This window comes from Micromonospora sp. NPDC000668, assembly GCF_042897975.1.
Lineage (GTDB): Bacteria > Actinomycetota > Actinomycetes > Mycobacteriales > Micromonosporaceae > Micromonospora.
Map to the genome: position 1 here is coordinate 1,974,835 of NZ_JBIAYP010000001.1, position 15,058 is coordinate 1,989,892.

Here is a 15,058-nt window from a genome sequence, read left to right on the forward strand (position 1 = left end):
GTCTGGGAATGGACCGCCCGCACCCGCAGCGCTACCCGGCGTCGGCCCGCAACGCCGAGGCCGGCCGCGCGCGGGCCGGAGAGCGGTCGAGCGACGGCCGCGCCGGCACGCCTCCACCCGCACTGCCGATGGCGTACGTCCTGCCGCTGCGCCGGACCACCGACGTTGGCCTGGCCGAGCTGACCGGCTACCTGCGCTGGCTGGGCGACCGGGTCGAGGTGACCGTCGTCGACGGTTCGCCGCCGGATCTCTTCGCCGGGCACGCCGCCGCGTGGCGCGGACTGAACCTCCGGCACCTGCCGCCCGACCCCACCCTGCACGGGCTGAACGGCAAGGTGATCGGGGTGCTCACCGGCGTCCGCGTGGCGGGCCACGAGCACGTGGTGATCGCCGATGACGACGTCCGGTACGACGACGCCGGGCTGGGCGCGGTGCACCGGTTGCTGGGCCGGGTGGATCTGGTGCGACCGCAGAACTACTTCGACCCGCTGCCCTGGCACGCCTGGTGGGACACCGGCCGGACGCTGCTCAACCGGGCGTTCGGGGCGGACTACCCGGGCACGCTGGCGGTTCGCCGCAGCACCTTCCTCGGCATGGGCGGATACGACCCGAACGTGCTCTTCGAGAACCTGGAGCTGATCCGCACCGTGCGGGCGTACGGCGGCACCGAGGCCGCACCGGCCTGGCTGTACGTACGCCGGCTGCCGCCGGACGCCGCGCACTTCCGCGGCCAACGAGGCCGCCAGGCGTACGACGATCTGGCCCAGCCGGCCCGCCTGCTGACCGTGCTCGCGGTCCTGCCGGCGCTGGCGGCGGCCGTCGCGGCCCGTCGACCCGGACTACTGCTCGGTGCGGCGGCCGGCACCGTCGCCCTGGCCGAGTTGGGCCGCCGTCGCGCTGGCGGCAGCACGGTCTTCCCGCCGACAACCGCGCTGTCGGCCCCGCTGTGGCTCCTGGAACGCGGCGCGTGCGGTTGGCTGGCGGTGGGCCGGCGTTTCCTGCTGGGCGGAGCCCGCTATGGCCACACCCGGATCCGCCAAGCCGCCCACCCCACCTCCCGCCTCCGCCCCCTTGCAGGGAACAGCCCGCGGGCACCGGGGTGGCCGCGGGCTGTCGGGGTGGGGACGGATCAGTAGGTGACCTGCTGGCGGGACTGCTGGGCCTGGTCCTTGACGTCCTGCGCAGCCGACTTCGTGTCGTCCTTGACCACGTGCACGGCGCCCTGGGCGGTGGACTTCACCGACTCGGCGGCGTGCTGGGCCGGCTCGCGCAGCTCGTCCTTGAGCTCGCTGGCCACCTCGCCCAGCTTCTCCTTCACCGCCCCGCTGTGCTCGCCGACCTTCTCCTTGATCTGGGTCGCGGCCTCCTGCTCGCGACGGGAGGCCGGGATCAGCGAGGAGGCCAGCCAGCCCACCCCGAACGCGATCAGGCCGGCGGCCAGCGGGTTGCCCGCCGACTTCTGCCGGATCACGTGCGGCGCGCTGTGCGCGGCGTCGCTGACGGTGGAGGCCGCCGAGTGCGCGGCGTCGTTGACGCTGGAGGCCGCCGACGAGGCGCGGTCGCCCACCGAGTGGGCGGCGTGGCCGGTGCCGTGGCCGAGGTCAGACGCGGTTCCCATGACCTTGTCCCTCACATTCTGCAGCGCGGAGCGGGCCCGCTGCTTGCGGTCGTCGACGATGCGGCTGGGGCTGACCTTGTACGCCAGCGCGTCCACATCGGAGCTGAGGCTGTTGCGGGTGGCTTCGATCTCCCGGCGGATCTGGTCGGGATCGGTGCTCATCGGGTGACTCCCTCCGGGTGGGGCTTGAGCGCGTCGGGGATCCGCTGCACGCTGTCGTTGGTCTGCTTGAGGCCACGCACGTGTTGGGCGTTCTTCTTGGCCATGGAGTAGAGAACCGCAGCGATCGCCGCCCAGATGACGGCCACGATGAGCCCGGCCCAGCCGGCGTCCATGACGTTGGACAGCCCGGCCCAGAGGGCCAGCGAAAGGAAGAGCGCCACCATGTAGCCGCCGAAGCCGGCCCCGCCGAAGAGCCCGGCAGCCTTGCCGGCCTTCTTGCCCTCCTGGCGGATCTCGGCCTTGGCCAGCTCGACCTCCTGGCGCATCAGCGTCGAGAGATCACCGGTGACCTGACGCATCAGCTCACCGATCGAGCTGCCCTTCACCTCCGCCGCGGTGTGCGGGGCACCCGCGTCGGGGTGGTAACCGGAGTCCAGTCCGGACCCCTGCGTCGGCATGCTCATGCCGTCGCCTCCCTTCGGATGACTCGGTGGCTCACGGGCGGGTGGTGCCGCTGGACGGCACGCCGGGCAGCGGATCGGTCTGGGTCACCGGCGGCAGCGGCTGGCCGGTGCCGGTCTGCTCCGGGTAGTCGCCCCGGCGCGGGTCGGCGTACCCACCGGGCGTCGGCTCGGCGTAGCCGCCGGGCGTCGGCTCGGCGTAGGTGCCGGGCGTCGGGTCGGCGTACGTGCCGGGGGTCGGGTCGGAGTAGCCGCCCGACGGGACGGCGTCCGGCACCGCGCGGGGCGCCGGCGTCGGGATCACGGCGGTCTGCTCCGGGTCGTACGCCCCTGCGCCGCGGTAGGTCGAGGAGCCGTTGCCGGAGTCGTCGCCAGCGGCGGAGATGCCGCGGGTCAGCCGGCCGGCCAGCACGCCGAGAACCGCCGCGCCGACCAGGAAGGTGCCCGGGTTACGCCGCGCGTAGTCGCGTACCTCGGTGAGCAGGTCGCCGGGCTCGCGCTCCTCGAGCCAGCCGGCCGCGCCGTGCACCCGGTCGGCAGCCTGACGGGCCAGCTCACTCACCGGACCGGCCTGGCCACCCTGCTCGGCCATCGAGCGCATCTCGTCGGCCAGCGAACGCAGCCCACCGGCGGCCCGGCGTTGCTGCTCACCGGTCTGGCTGGCGAGCTGGGTGCGGGCCTCGCCGTACAGGTTGCGGGCCTGCCGGGCAGCCTCACGGCCGACCTCGGTGCCCTGCTCCTTGGCGGTCTGGGCGACCGCACCGCCGGCCTGCGCGGCCTCGGAACCGACCTGGCGCGCCTGGTCGCGGACGCCACCGCCGTTGGTCGACTCCTGCCCGTACGTGGAAGACGTAGGTGAAAGATCGTAAGTCATGATTTCCCTTCCGCTCGGATAGTCGTCGCGGTTGTGCTGGGGGGATGCGGCTGCGTTACCGCGGCCGCCGACCATTCACCTACCCTGCGTTTTGGCTTCCATACCTCTTCGTGCATTTCTCTGCGCGGCCTGCCGGATCGACTTCAAAATGGAGGATCGTCGGGCTGCGTCACGTCGCCGCTGCGGACAGTGAGGTTCGCGAGGGCTGGCAGATCCACGAAGGGGGCAGCGATGGCACGAGACGCGCGAGGTGGCCGGCCGGCCGGCGCACGACCCCGGGTCCAGCTGGCCGCGTTGATCGTGGCCGGGGTCTTCCTGCTGATCGGCGTCCTCGGCTTCATTCCCGGCATCACCACCGACTACGGCGAGCTGAGGTTCGCCGGGCACCACTCGGACGCCCGGCTGGTCGGGCTGTTCCAGGTGTCGATCCTGCACAACGCGGTGCATCTGCTGTTCGGGCTGGCCGGCCTCGTGATGGCCCGGAGCCTCGCCGGCGCCCGGCTCTTCCTGGCCGGCGGCGGTGCGATCTACCTCGCCCTCTGGCTGTACGGGCTGGCGATCGAGGCCATCGACGAGGAAGGCGGGGCGAACATCCTGCCGCTCAACAACGCCGACAACTGGCTGCACCTCGCCCTCGGCTTCGGCATGCTCGCGCTCGGGCTGCTGCTCTCCAACCGGGCGGGCACCGGCGGGCGGCTGGACACTCCCGCCAACCGGCACTGACCTGCCGGTTCGTCGGTTTCGCGGTCGTACCGAGGTGGGTATCGGGAGCTGATCCGCGAAGGAGGACGAGATGCCTCGTTGGCTGCGCGACAACGCGCTGGCCGTCGCCATGCTCGGCGCGTTCCTGGTCTTCCTGGTGTTGCAGAGCGTCTTCGGCTGGCAGACCCACAACGAGGAACTGACCGAGTTCGGGGCCGCGCCGCTGAGCTGGCCGGCGTACCTGACCACCGGGCACTTCGCCGAGGCGGTTTCTTCGAGAACTGGGAGTCGGAGTTCCTCCAGATGGGCGGGTACGTGCTGCTCACCGCGTACCTGGTGCAGCGGGGTTCCGCCGAGTCGAAGCCGGTGGACCAGACCGACCGGCCGGAGGACGACGAGCGCCGGGCCACCCCGCAGTCGCCCTGGCCGGTGCGCGCCGGTGGCCTGCCGCTGGTCGCCTACCGCAACAGCCTCTCCATCGCGCTGCTGCTGATCTTCGCCGGCTCGTTCGTCGGCCACCTGCTCGGCGGCACCGCCGCGTACAACCAGGAGCAGGCGTTGCAGAGCGGGGCACCGCCGATCGGGGTGTGGGACTTCCTCGGCACCAGCGACTTCTGGTTCCAGTCCATGCAGAACTGGCAGAGCGAGTTCCTGGCGGTCGGCCCGCTGATCCTGCTGAGCATCGTCCTGCGCCAGCACGCCTCGCCGGAGTCGAAGCCGGTCACCGTGTCGCACGCCAGCACCGGCGCCTGAGCGCCGACAGCGCCGGGTGCGGCGGCGGGGTCGTCAGGCCGCGACCGGCAACCGCTTGGCGAAACAGACGCTGTACGGGTTGTCCACGTACTCGCCGTAGACCGGGATCCGGTCGTAGCCGCACGAGGTGTACAGCCCGATCGCGGCCGGTAGGTAGGTGCCCGTCTCCAGGCATACCACCGAGTGCCCCTGGCGGAACGCCAACTCCTCCAGCGCGGCGAGCAACTGGCGGGCGATGCCCCGACCCCGGTACGCCGGCCGGACGTACATCCGCTTGACCTCGCCGGTGGCGGTGTCGAGCGACTGGAGCCCACCGCAGGCGACCGCCCGACCGTTCACCACCACCGCGAGGTAGCGGATGTCGTCATGGGTGACGGTGACCTGCCCGTCCAACCCGCCGTCGGCCACGCGCAGCTCACGCTGCTGTGCGATGACCAGGGCGGCGATCTCCGGATCGGTGGTGGGCCGGACTTCGATCAGCATCACCCAACGCTAGGCGGGGCGGATTTCGCGGAGGTTTCCGGCAATCAACCCGATCACGGAGCGCACCGGGCTATTCGGCGTCGTCCTCGTCGTCGAGGTCCTCGATGTCGTCGGACGCGTCGGCACCCACCTCGTCGGCCGACCGCACCCGGCGGGCCTTGCGCGCGGCAAGCCGGTCCGCCGCCGACGCCCGGTTCGACTTCTCCTCCAGCCGGACGTCGGTGCCCCGGTTGCCGGGCACGTACTCCACGCCGGCGTAGAGCGTCGGCTGCCAGTCGAACTCGCGGGCGCCGATCCGGACCAGGTCACCAGGCTGCGCGCCGGCCTTGGCCAGCTTCTCCTCGACCCCGAGCCGGGCCAGCCGGTCGGCCAGGTAGCCGACCGCCTCGTCGTTGTCGAAGTTGGTCTGCTTGACCCACCGCTCCGGCCGGATGCCACGGACGGTGAACGACCCGTCCGCCTCGGTCGTGATGGTGAAGCCGGTGTCGTCCACGGCCATCGGCCGGATCACGATCCGGGTGGGCTCGGCCGGTGGCGCGGCCTTGCGCTGCGCCTCGACCATCTCGGCCATCGCGTAGGTGAGCTCCTTGAGCCCTTCCCGGGTGGCCGCGGAGACCTCGAACACCCGGTAGCCGCGCTCCTCCAGGTCGGGGCGCACGATCTCGGCGAGGTCGCGGCCGTCCGGCACGTCGACCTTGTTCACGGCCACCAGCCGCGGTCGGTCGGCCAGCCCGCCGTACTCCTTCAGCTCGGCCTCGATGGTCTCGATGTCCGCGACCGGGTCACGGCCGGGCTCCAGCGTCGCCGAGTCGATGACGTGCACCAGCACCGCGCAGCGCTCGATGTGCCGGAGGAACTCCAGGCCCAGCCCCTTGCCGGTGGCCGCGCCGGGGATCAGGCCCGGTACGTCGGCGACGGTGAAGGTGTGGTTGTCCATCCGGACCACGCCGAGGTTCGGCACGAGGGTGGTGAACGGGTAGTCGGCGATCTTCGGCTTGGCGGCGGAGATCACCGAGATCAGCGACGACTTGCCGGCCGACGGGAAGCCCACCAGGCCCACGTCGGCGACGCTCTTGAGCTCCAGCACCACGTCCAACTGGTCGCCGGGCTCGCCCAGCTCAGCGAAGCCGGGAGCCTTGCGCTTCGCGTTGGCCAGCGAGGCGTTGCCCCGCCCGCCGCGCCCGCCGCGGGCCACCTCGAAGGTGGTGCCGGCGCCGACCATGTCGGCCAGCACGGTGCCGTCGGAGGTCTGCACCACGGTGCCGTTGGGCACCTTGAGCACCAGGTCGTGGCCGTTGGCCCCGTCCCGGTTCGACCCCGCGCCGCCCTTGCCGTTGTCGGCCTTGACGTGTGGGCGGAAGTGGAAGTCGAGCAGCGTGGTCACCTGTGGGTCGACGACCAGGGACACGCTGCCGCCGTGCCCGCCGTTGCCACCGTCCGGACCACCGAAGGGCTTGAACTTCTCGCGGTGGATCGAGGCACAACCGTGCCCGCCATCGCCGGCCTGCAGATGCAGAACGACCCGGTCAACGAACGTCGCCACGGCGTCAATCCTTCCAGCGAGGTCGGACCCCGCACTGCGAAAAAGCTAAGCGGGCCGGGGACCCGGAGGTCCGCGGCCCGCTTAACCGGAAAACTACTGCTGCGGAACGATGCTGACGGTCTTGCGACCGCGCTTGGTGCCGAACAGGACCGAGCCGGCGGACAGCGCGAACAGCGTGTCGTCGCCGCCACGGCCGACCAGGTCACCGGGGTGGAACTTGGTGCCACGCTGCCGGATGAGGATCTCACCGGCGCTGACAACCTGACCACCGAAGCGCTTCACGCCGAGTCGCTGGGCCGCAGAATCACGACCGTTACGCGAGCTGGACGCACCCTTTTTGTGAGCCATTGGAGGACGACCTACTTCCCGCTGGAGATGCCGGTCACCTTGACCTGGGTCAGCGGCTGACGGTGACCCTGGCGCTTGTGGTAGCCAGTCTTGTTCTTGAACTTGTGGATCTTGATCTTCGGGCCCTTGGTGTGCGCGGCAATCTCGCCGGACACCGCGACCTCGGCAAGCTTCGTCGCGTCGGTCACCAGGTCGTCACCGTCGACGAGGAGCACCGCGGTGAGCTTCACCGCGTCACCGGGGGCACCGGTGAGCTTCTCGACCTCGATCACGTCGCCCTCGGCGACCTTGTACTGCTTGCCGCCGGTCTTGACGATCGCGTACATCGGAGGCGGACTCCCTGTCGTTGAGGCTGCTGGCGGGTCGTCCCCGCGGCGGCTCGCCGGGTAGCAGTGCACGGCGGCGCGGGCACACGGGAACTCGGCACACCAAAAGTGCGCCGCAGGCAAGAGTACGCCATTGCCGGCCTCGACCCCAAACCGGCCCGCCCCCGGTCAGCGGGCGCAGAGCTGATCAAGGCGCTGCTGGAGCCGGTCGAGCTCGGTCTCGTCGATCGACTCGACGTCGGTGCCGAGCGCGGCGACCTCGGTGCCGATGTCGGTCAGGAGCGTCTTGAGCTGCGGATCGGCGGCCTGGGCCGACTGCTCCCGCAGCACGGTCCGCCAACCGGTCAGCGCCGCCTCAGCCCGCCTGCGGGCCGCCTCGGCCGTGGCGCTGTCCCCGGCACCCACCGCAGCGATCATCTGGCCCAGCTCCGCCACGTACGTCTGGACGGCCGTGCTGCCCGCCTGCTGCGCGGCGGCGCAGACCTGCGTGGCGTTGCCGCCTGCCGCACCACCCGTACCGGTCGACCCCGCTGGCGTGCCGGTCGACCCGGCGGAGGCGCCCCCGGACCCGGCGGCCGGGTCGGATCCCCCGGTCGTCTCGCCAGCGGGCCGGTCGGTGGAGCAGCCGGCTCCGGCGGAGAGCGCGGTGACCAGCACGGTGACGGCGAGCAGACGACGCATCTTCTTCTCCTGACCGGGGGTGGCCGATCCTGGACCGGGTTGGCCGGACCGGCGAGGTCCCTCCCCCGTCACATTGCCGGGAAAGGGACCTCGTCAAACACCGGGCCGGTCAGGCGGTCAGGGGCGGGTCCGCCGGCGGGCGCCACCCCGGCGGGAGCGGCGACGGCCGGTGCCGCCCTCGGTGCCCTCCTCGTCGGCGTCGCCGTCGGCGAGCGCGTCCGGGTCGTCCGCGGCGGCCAGCCGGGCCGACTCGCCCTGCTGGGCGTCGGAGACAGCCGGCGCTGCGGCGGTGTCCGCCTCGTAGCGGGACAGGTCGTAGCCCATGGTGTCGACGTAGTCGGCGTCCGGTTCGGCGCTGGTGTCGGTCTCGACGACCTCGACCGCCGCCCGCTCGGCCGGGGCGTTCTTGCGCGCCCGGCGGCGGGAGGACGCGGTGCCCTGCTCGGCGGCCGGGGCGGCGGCGACCGCCGAGGCGACCGCCTTGACCTTCTCCCCCGCCGCGGCGGGGCGCGGCTTCTCCGGCACCGGCTCGGTGTGGATGATGACGCCGCGACCCTTGCAGCACTCGCAGGTCTCGCTGAACGCCTCCAGCAGGCCCGCGCCGATCCGCTTACGGGTCATCTGCACCAGGCCGAGCGAGGTGATCTCGGTGACCTGGTGCTTGGTGCGGTCCCGGCCCAGGCACTCGGTGAGCCGGCGCAGCACCAGCTCGCGGTTCGACTCCAGCACCATGTCGATGAAGTCGATCACCACGATGCCGCCGATGTCGCGCAGCCGGAGCTGGCGGACGATCTCCTCCGCCGCTTCCAGGTTGTTACGGGTGACCGTCTCCTCCAGGTTGCCCCCGGAGCCGGTGTACTTGCCGGTGTTGACGTCGACGACCGTCATGGCCTCGGTACGGTCGATCACCAGCGAGCCGCCGGAGGGCAGGAAGACCTTCCGGTCCAGACCCTTGATGATCTGCTCGTCGATCCGGTACTCGGCGAAGATGTCGCTCGTGCCGACGTGCCGGCGCACCCGGTCCACCAGGTCCGGGGAGACGTGCGACAGGTACGACTCGACCATGCCGTACGACTGCTCGCCCTCGATCACCAGCTCGCGGAAGTCCTCGTTGAACAGGTCCCGGACCACCCGGATGACCAGGTCGGGCTCCTCGTAGAGCAGCACCGGAGCGCCGCCCTCGGTGGCCTTGGCCTGGATGTCCTCCCACTGCGCCTGAAGCCGCTTGACGTCGCGGGCCAGCTCGTCCTCGCTGGCGCCCTCGGCGGCCGTCCGGACGATCACGCCCGCGCCGTCCGGAACCAGCTTCTTGAGCACGTCGCGCAGCCGCTTGCGCTCGTTGTCCGGCAGCTTCCGGCTGATCCCGGAGGCGTTGCCGTTGGGCACGTAGACCAGGTGCCGGCCGGAGAGCGCGATGTGGCTGGTCAGCCGGGCGCCCTTGTGCCCGATCGGGTCCTTGGTGACCTGGACGAGCACCGAGTCGCCGGACCGCAGCGCCTGTTCGATGGAGCGGGCCCGCCCCTCCAGGCCGGAGGTGTCCCAGTTGACCTCACCGGCGTACAGCACCGCGTTGCGGCCCCGGCCGACGTCGACGAACGCCGCCTCCATGCTCGGCAGCACGTTCTGCACCTTGCCCAGGTACACGTTGCCGGCCATCGTGCCGGACGAGTTGCGGGTGACGTAGTGCTCGACCAGCACGCCGTCCTCCAGGACGGCGATCTGGGTGCGGTCACCGCGCTGGCGGACCGCCATCACCCGGTCGACCGCCTCCCGGCGGGCCAGGAACTCCGACTCGCTGAGGATCGGCGGCCGGGTACGCCGCTGCTCCCGGCCGTCCCGGCGGCGCTGGCGCTTGGCCTCCAGCCGGGTCGAGCCGGACACGCCCTGCACCTCGTCGACGGTCCGGCGCGGCTCGCGGATCTTGACCACGGTCGGTACGCCGTCGTCGGCGGCCCCCTCCGTGTCACCGGCGCCCCGACGACGACGCCGCCGGCGACGACGGGTCATCCCGTCCCCGCCCTCGGCCTCCTCGTCCTCCTCGCCCTCGGCCTCGGCCTCGGCGGTCTCTTCCTCCTCGGCCTGCGCCGCCTCCTCGGACTCCTCGTCCTCGGCGTCGTCGGCACCGCCCTTGCCCCGGCCCCGGCCGCGGCGACCACGCCGGCGGCGGCGGCGCGCGGCGGCGCTGTCCTCGTCGTCCTCATCCGCCTCGGCGGCCTCGTCGGCCTCCTCGGTCGGCTCCTCCTCGGCCTCGATCGCCTCGACCGGCTCGGCCTCGCGGCGACCCCGCCGCCGCCGGCGGGACGGCTCGGCGGCCTCCTCCACGGCGGGCTCCTCGGCGACCGGAGCGGGCTCCGCCGGCCGGGTCACCGGCACGGCGTCCGGCTGCGGCGCCATGAACAGCACGGTGGGCGCGGAGAGCGCCGCACGCCGACGGCGGGTCCGCGGCTGCTCCGGCTCGTTGACCTCGACCGGCTCGATCGGCTCATTCGCCACACCGGCCACGGCCACACCCGGCGGCACCTCGCCGGAACGCTCCTGCGCCCCACTGGTCCGGGCGGGCTCGGCGGTGGTCTCGCTCGGGGCGGTCTCCGCCTCGCGCAGGTCGGACTCCGCCGGCGTATCGGCCTCCGGCTGCTCCAGCGCAGCGGGCTCCTCGACGGCGGCCGGCTCCTGGACAGCGGCCGGCTCCTGGACAGCGGCCGGCGTGGTCTTCTTCCGCCGCGTGCGGGTCACCTTGACCGGCGGGACCACCTCGGCGGTGGCCTCCTCGGCGGTGGCCGCGACCAGCGGCTCGTCGGCGGTCGTCTCGACGGGGGCGGCCTTGCGGCGGCGCCGGGGGGTCTTCGGGGCGGCGTCCAGATCGCCGGAGACCGGCGCGAACACCTCCGCCTGCGGCGACTCGTCGCTGCCGGCCCCGGCGGTGGAAGCCTCGACCGGAATCTCGGTCTGCTCCGGCTGGTTGAGCGGGGCGGCCCGGCGGCGGGTCGCCCGGGTACGCCGCACCGGGGCGGCGGGAGGCTCGGCGCTCTCCGCGCCGGCCGGCTCCGTGGTGGCGGCGCCGGTGGGGTTCGCGACGGCGGCGCCGTCGGCGGTGGTGCTCTGGTCAGCGGTGTCGCCGGCCGGCTGTGAACCGGTCCGTTCGCCGCCCTCGGGCTCGTTCTCGAGCATGGACGTTCTCCAGTTCTGGCTGCCCCGGGCGCGGGTAAGCGCTGCCACGCAGGGTTGCCGCAAAAGTGTTTCCGCCGGGCGCGCGTGGTGCGCGACCGCCGAAGTCTGCCTGCCAGAGCACTGACCGTCGGTCAGTGCCCAACGATGGCTGCCCCGCCGCGGTCCGCATCCAACGGATCCACGATCGCACCCTGCGCGGTCAACGTGCCCTGAGCCAGCCGGGTCACCCTCGGCGAGACCGGCGGCTCCAGGTCGGCCACCACGCGGAGGCCGGAAAGGACGTCATCGGGCCGTACGGACGGGGTGACCTGCCGCACGACCAGTTCGAGTATCGCACACGGTACGGCCGGCGCCCCGGAAGGCGTCGGCGTCGCATCAAGGACATCGATCGATATCACGGCCGCTCGGGCGTCGAAGGTGCGGCGGCCCTGCTTGGTCATCCGCTCGACCAGCACCTCGTCGGCGGCGTTGAAGGCGTCCACGGCGGCGCGCAGCACGGCCGTGTCGACCTCGGGCAGCTCGATGTGCCAGTACGACGCCTCGATCCGGTCCGGCAGACTGCCGCTCACGGCGATCACGGCGTCCAGCACGTCCAGCCCGGGCGAGAGCGCGGCGTCCAGCGCGGCCCGCAGCGCCTCCGGGTCGACCGGCGCCTGGAGGCCGATTTCCAGGTACTCCGCCTCGCTGGCGACTCCGGTGGGCGCGGCGCTGGCGTAGGAGATCTTCGGGTGTGGGGTGAAGCCCTGGGAGAAGGCGATGGGCACGGCGGCCCGACGCAGCGCGCGCTCGAAGGCCCGCGCGAAGTCCCGGTGGGAGGTGAACCGCAGCGGGCCCCGCTTGGCGTACCGGATACGGACGCGCTGGACGACCGGCGCCTGGCCGCCCTCGGGTTGAGGCTTTCTGGCGATCGTGGGCTCCTCGGGTGGACCTGCGTGTCCGTCCCATCCTGGCGCAGGGCTCGTGACGGTACGCAGCCGGGGCGGCCGAAAGGCCCGACGAAAAACATTGAAACCGGTCGGCGAGATCGTCCGGACCCACCGGGGACGGCAATGGCCGGCCAGTGACCCGCAGGTCACTGGCCGGCCACCAGGATCAGGACCGGTTGCCGCCCCCGGGCGGGGCGGGCGGCGCCCCCGGAGGAGGGCCGTAGCCAGGCGGCGGGGGGTAGCCAGGCGGCGGGGCGTAGCCGGAGTGCGGGGCATAACCCCCACCTGGGGTCGGCGACTGGTAGGCACCCGGCGGGCCGTACCCGCCGGGAGGCGGCTGGTCGAGCAGGTGATCGGGTACGTCGGCGGCCGCCCTCGCCTCACGGCGGTACCGACGCCGGTTCCAGATCAGGAAGGCCGCCAGCCCCACCAGCAACACCAGCACCACGGCGACGCCAATGGCGATCACCATGACCTGCTGGTCCGTGGGGCCGCCCCGGTCACCGTGCTGGGTGACGTCGAACTCCTCGTCCGCGCCCCCTGTCCGGGCAGGCTCCGGACCGGTCGCGGCGGCCGGATCGAGCAGCGGGTTGGCGTTGACCCGCGGCACGTCCGCGCTCAGCGCGGTTACCGGGTCGATCCGACCGAAGCCGTACTGCGGGTCCCGGCCTGACGGCCCGGCGTCCCGGGAGGTCTGGATGATCCGGTTGATGACGTTGGCGGCGTCGAGGTCCGGGTACTTCGCCCGGATCAGCGCCACGAGACCGGAGACGATCGCGGTGCTGTCGGAGGTGCCGTCGCCCCAGCCGTAGCCGTGGTCGGGGCCCACGTTGTAGATGCCGTCGCCGGGTGCGGCGATCACCGCCGCCGGCCCCTGGACCGAGCCGGACCAGAAGTTGCCGCCCCGGGTCGTCCCGGTCACCGCGACCACGCCGGGGACGTTGGCAGGACTATCCACGTCGGTGCTGCCCTTGGCGGTGTTCCCGGCGGCGGCGACCACGACGACGTCGCGGTCCAGCGCGTACCTGATCGCGCTCTCCTCGTCGGCGCTGGCCGCCCCCGGTGCACCCTGGGACAGGTTGATCACCTTGGCGCCGCCGTCGACGGCCATCCGGATGCCGAGGGCGACCGCATCGGCGGCGTTGCCGCCGGTGCCCGCGCGCAGCTTGATGGGCAGGATCTTCGCGGCGGGGGCGATGCCGTCCACGCCGTCACGGCTCGCGTTCGTCGCCGCGATGATGCCGGCCATGTGCGTGCCATGCCCGTCCTCGTCGACCCGTCCGTCGCCCGACGCACCGTAGCTGCGACCGCCGGGAAGCACCTGACCCCGCAGGTCCGGGTGGGTGGCGTCGACGCCACTGTCGAGCACGGCCACGACCACGCCCCGCCCGGTCGAGATCTTGTGCACCTGGGCGATCTTGAGCTCGTCCAGATACCACTGCTCGGCCCGCCGGGGCGCGGCGGACGCCGGTTGGGCGGCCCCCAGCACCAGGAGCCCCGCCAGCAGGCAGGCCGTGACCGGCCGACGCGCTCCGACGTTCACCCTCATCCGTCCGTCCTCATCGCAGGATGCCCGGGGACGCACCGTCACCGGAGCCCCACGGATCGTCGTCCTCAGTCAACCACGACGAGTGCTCGGAGCCGGTGCCGCCATGCCCGGCACCGCCCTGGCCTCCGCCCATCATGCCGCCGCCCATCATGCCGGCGCCCGCCATCCCGCCACGGGCGCCGCCAGCGCCAGCGCCACCGGCGGCCGCGGCGTTGCGCAACGCGCTCGCCGCGCTCGTCATCGGCGGCACCTTGCCGTTGCCGCCGCCCACCATGCCGGGGATACCGCCCATGCCGATCCCGCCGGCCGATCCGACGCCGCCGCCGATCCCACCGCCAGCACCGCCGCCGCCGATCCCACCGCCGAAACCGCCGCCGGCACCGCCGAGACCGGCGCTACCGACTCCGGGGCCGCCGCCGAGGCCACTCAGGCCGCCGACGCCGCTCGGTGCCGCGCCAGCCAGACCGCTGCTGAAGCCGTCGTCGCCGCCCCCGGGGTAACCGGACCCGGTGGACGGGGGTGTGAACGGGCCGACGCCGGTGGGGCCGTCAGGAGTGTCGCCGATGGTCGGCGGCTTGCTGTCGAGGGACGGCGGCTTGCTGTCGATGGTCGGCGGCTTGTTGTCGATGGTCGGCATCTTGCTGTCGATCTTGGGGTCATTTCCCCGATCGAAGTCACCCAGGTCCGGCTTCCCCGTCGGCGGAACCCGGGTGTCGGGGCGGTAGCCGTCCGAGTCGTCGCGGTCTGGCCCGACGAGTGTCAGCTTCGGACGCTCGGTCACCACCGCCGTGGGCAGCGGAGACATCGCGGTGTTCGCCGCCTGCTGGTTGTCCCGGTACCAGTTGTCCAGGTGGGACTTGGTGTCCCACCAGCCACCCCGCTTGCTGTCACCGGCCTGGCCGTCGACCTTCATGGTCGCCTCCAGGTCGTCGGCCTTGTCGCGGAACGCGCCGTCGGCGTACGAGGCGGGGTTGTTCTGGTAGTCCTTGCGCAGCGCGGCGAGGAAGCCCGACGTGCTCTCACCGTCGCGGGAGTCGTCGAGCTCGGTGCCGTTGGGCAGGCTCCACTCGTTCCACCCGAAGTCGTCCATCAGTGGGATCGGGATCGTGGAAACCGCCTTGCGGATGTCACCCTCGATCCGCGACAACGCCCCGCTGACGTTGCTCGCGTCGGTGATCAGTTTCTCGATGTCCTTGCCGATCTCACCCAGGTGCTCGCGGTACGCGTCACCACCGCTGCCCTTCCAGCCGGCGAGCATGCCGGGCAGACCGCCGACGTGCGGGCGCTCCACACCGGTCGCGATCGGGCCGACGAACGATCGGCCGACGAGCGCGTCCCGAAGCTGTGTGAGGCCGGAGGAGAGGTTGCTCCACCCCACCCCGACCGATCCGACCGTCTCCGGGTCTGCGGAGAGCGTCACCTCGCGGACGCACCGCTCCCAGGTTCCTCCAGCCATGACGTCCC

Annotated in this window: 15 protein-coding genes and 1 pseudogene; 4 read left to right on the top strand and 12 right to left on the bottom strand. The window is 72.5% G+C overall.

The genetic code is table 11. The features are described 5' to 3' along the window. Positions 1-8: 8 nt before the first annotated feature. Positions 9-1,136: a glycosyltransferase gene (locus ACFY29_RS09210; RefSeq protein ID WP_386984520.1), complete on the top strand. Its 1,128-nt coding sequence runs from the start codon at positions 9-11 to the stop codon at positions 1,134-1,136. Here the strand turns inward: ACFY29_RS09210 and ACFY29_RS09215 are convergent. Genes ACFY29_RS09215 through ACFY29_RS09225 form a run of 3 tightly spaced genes read right to left on the bottom strand, consistent with a single transcriptional unit; the run spans position 1,130 to position 3,115 of the window. Next, positions 1,130-1,780 (bottom strand): DUF3618 domain-containing protein, encoded by a 651-nt coding sequence (locus ACFY29_RS09215; protein ID WP_328419411.1) that lies wholly within the window; start codon positions 1,778-1,780, stop codon positions 1,130-1,132. The genes ACFY29_RS09210 and ACFY29_RS09215 overlap by 7 nt on opposite strands. Continuing rightward, positions 1,777-2,244 carry a phage holin family protein gene (locus ACFY29_RS09220; protein WP_328419412.1) on the bottom strand — a complete coding sequence of 156 codons (468 nt, stop codon included), beginning with the start codon at positions 2,242-2,244 and terminating at the stop codon, positions 1,777-1,779. The genes ACFY29_RS09215 and ACFY29_RS09220 overlap by 4 nt, the downstream gene beginning before the upstream one ends. Positions 2,245-2,275: 31 nt before the next feature. Then, positions 2,276-3,115: a hypothetical protein gene (locus ACFY29_RS09225; protein WP_386984523.1), complete on the bottom strand. Its 840-nt coding sequence runs from the start codon at positions 3,113-3,115 to the stop codon at positions 2,276-2,278. A gap of 231 nt (positions 3,116-3,346) precedes the next feature. Between ACFY29_RS09225 and ACFY29_RS09230 the strand changes: the two genes are divergently transcribed. The 3 genes and pseudogenes from ACFY29_RS09230 (at position 3,347) to ACFY29_RS09240 (ending at position 4,570) form a co-directional block, all read left to right on the top strand. After that, positions 3,347-3,838, top strand: a complete 492-nt coding sequence (locus ACFY29_RS09230) for a DUF4383 domain-containing protein (RefSeq protein ID WP_386984525.1) — start codon at positions 3,347-3,349, stop codon at positions 3,836-3,838. A 109-nt stretch (positions 3,839-3,947) separates the two neighbouring features. After that, positions 3,948-4,025: pseudogene (locus tag ACFY29_RS09235) on the top strand (hypothetical protein); the annotation flags it as partial. A gap of 95 nt (positions 4,026-4,120) precedes the next feature. Then, entirely contained in the window at positions 4,121-4,570 is a 450-nt protein-coding gene (locus ACFY29_RS09240; protein ID WP_386984527.1) for a DUF6766 family protein, read from the top strand. Between the two features lie 33 nt (positions 4,571-4,603). On the opposite strand, the gene ACFY29_RS09245 is transcribed toward ACFY29_RS09240, so the two are convergent. The 9 genes from ACFY29_RS09245 to ACFY29_RS09285 form a co-directional block, all read right to left on the bottom strand. Further along, positions 4,604-5,053, bottom strand: a complete 450-nt coding sequence (locus tag ACFY29_RS09245) for a GNAT family N-acetyltransferase (RefSeq protein WP_355609158.1) — start codon at positions 5,051-5,053, stop codon at positions 4,604-4,606. Positions 5,054-5,123: 70 nt separating this feature from the next. Beyond that, positions 5,124-6,596 (bottom strand): GTPase ObgE, encoded by a 1,473-nt coding sequence (obgE, locus tag ACFY29_RS09250; protein WP_386984529.1) that lies wholly within the window; start codon positions 6,594-6,596, stop codon positions 5,124-5,126. A 93-nt stretch (positions 6,597-6,689) separates the two neighbouring features. Further along, positions 6,690-6,944, bottom strand: coding sequence for a 50S ribosomal protein L27 (rpmA, locus tag ACFY29_RS09255; protein WP_109818441.1), 255 nt, complete (start codon positions 6,942-6,944; stop codon positions 6,690-6,692). An 11-nt stretch (positions 6,945-6,955) separates the two neighbouring features. Then, entirely contained in the window at positions 6,956-7,270 is a 315-nt protein-coding gene (gene rplU, locus ACFY29_RS09260; protein WP_328419425.1) for a 50S ribosomal protein L21, read from the bottom strand. Positions 7,271-7,438: 168 nt separating this feature from the next. Continuing rightward, positions 7,439-7,951 carry a hypothetical protein gene (locus tag ACFY29_RS09265; RefSeq protein WP_386984532.1) on the bottom strand — a complete coding sequence of 171 codons (513 nt, stop codon included), beginning with the start codon at positions 7,949-7,951 and terminating at the stop codon, positions 7,439-7,441. Positions 7,952-8,068: 117 nt separating this feature from the next. Continuing rightward, complete coding sequence (locus ACFY29_RS09270; RefSeq protein ID WP_386984534.1) at positions 8,069-11,119, bottom strand: Rne/Rng family ribonuclease; 3,051 nt, start codon at positions 11,117-11,119, stop codon at positions 8,069-8,071. Between the two features lie 131 nt (positions 11,120-11,250). Further along, complete coding sequence (locus ACFY29_RS09275) at positions 11,251-11,970, bottom strand: TIGR03936 family radical SAM-associated protein (RefSeq protein ID WP_328426849.1); 720 nt, start codon at positions 11,968-11,970, stop codon at positions 11,251-11,253. A gap of 241 nt (positions 11,971-12,211) precedes the next feature. Then, a complete protein-coding gene (mycP, locus tag ACFY29_RS09280; RefSeq protein WP_386984536.1) occupies positions 12,212-13,594 on the bottom strand; it encodes a type VII secretion-associated serine protease mycosin in 1,383 nt (460 codons plus the stop codon). A gap of 10 nt (positions 13,595-13,604) precedes the next feature. Continuing rightward, the gene (locus ACFY29_RS09285) at positions 13,605-15,050 is read right to left on the bottom strand and encodes a hypothetical protein (protein WP_386984537.1); all 1,446 of its coding nucleotides are present in this window, start codon (positions 15,048-15,050) and stop codon (positions 13,605-13,607) included. Positions 15,051-15,058: the final 8 nt, after the last annotated feature.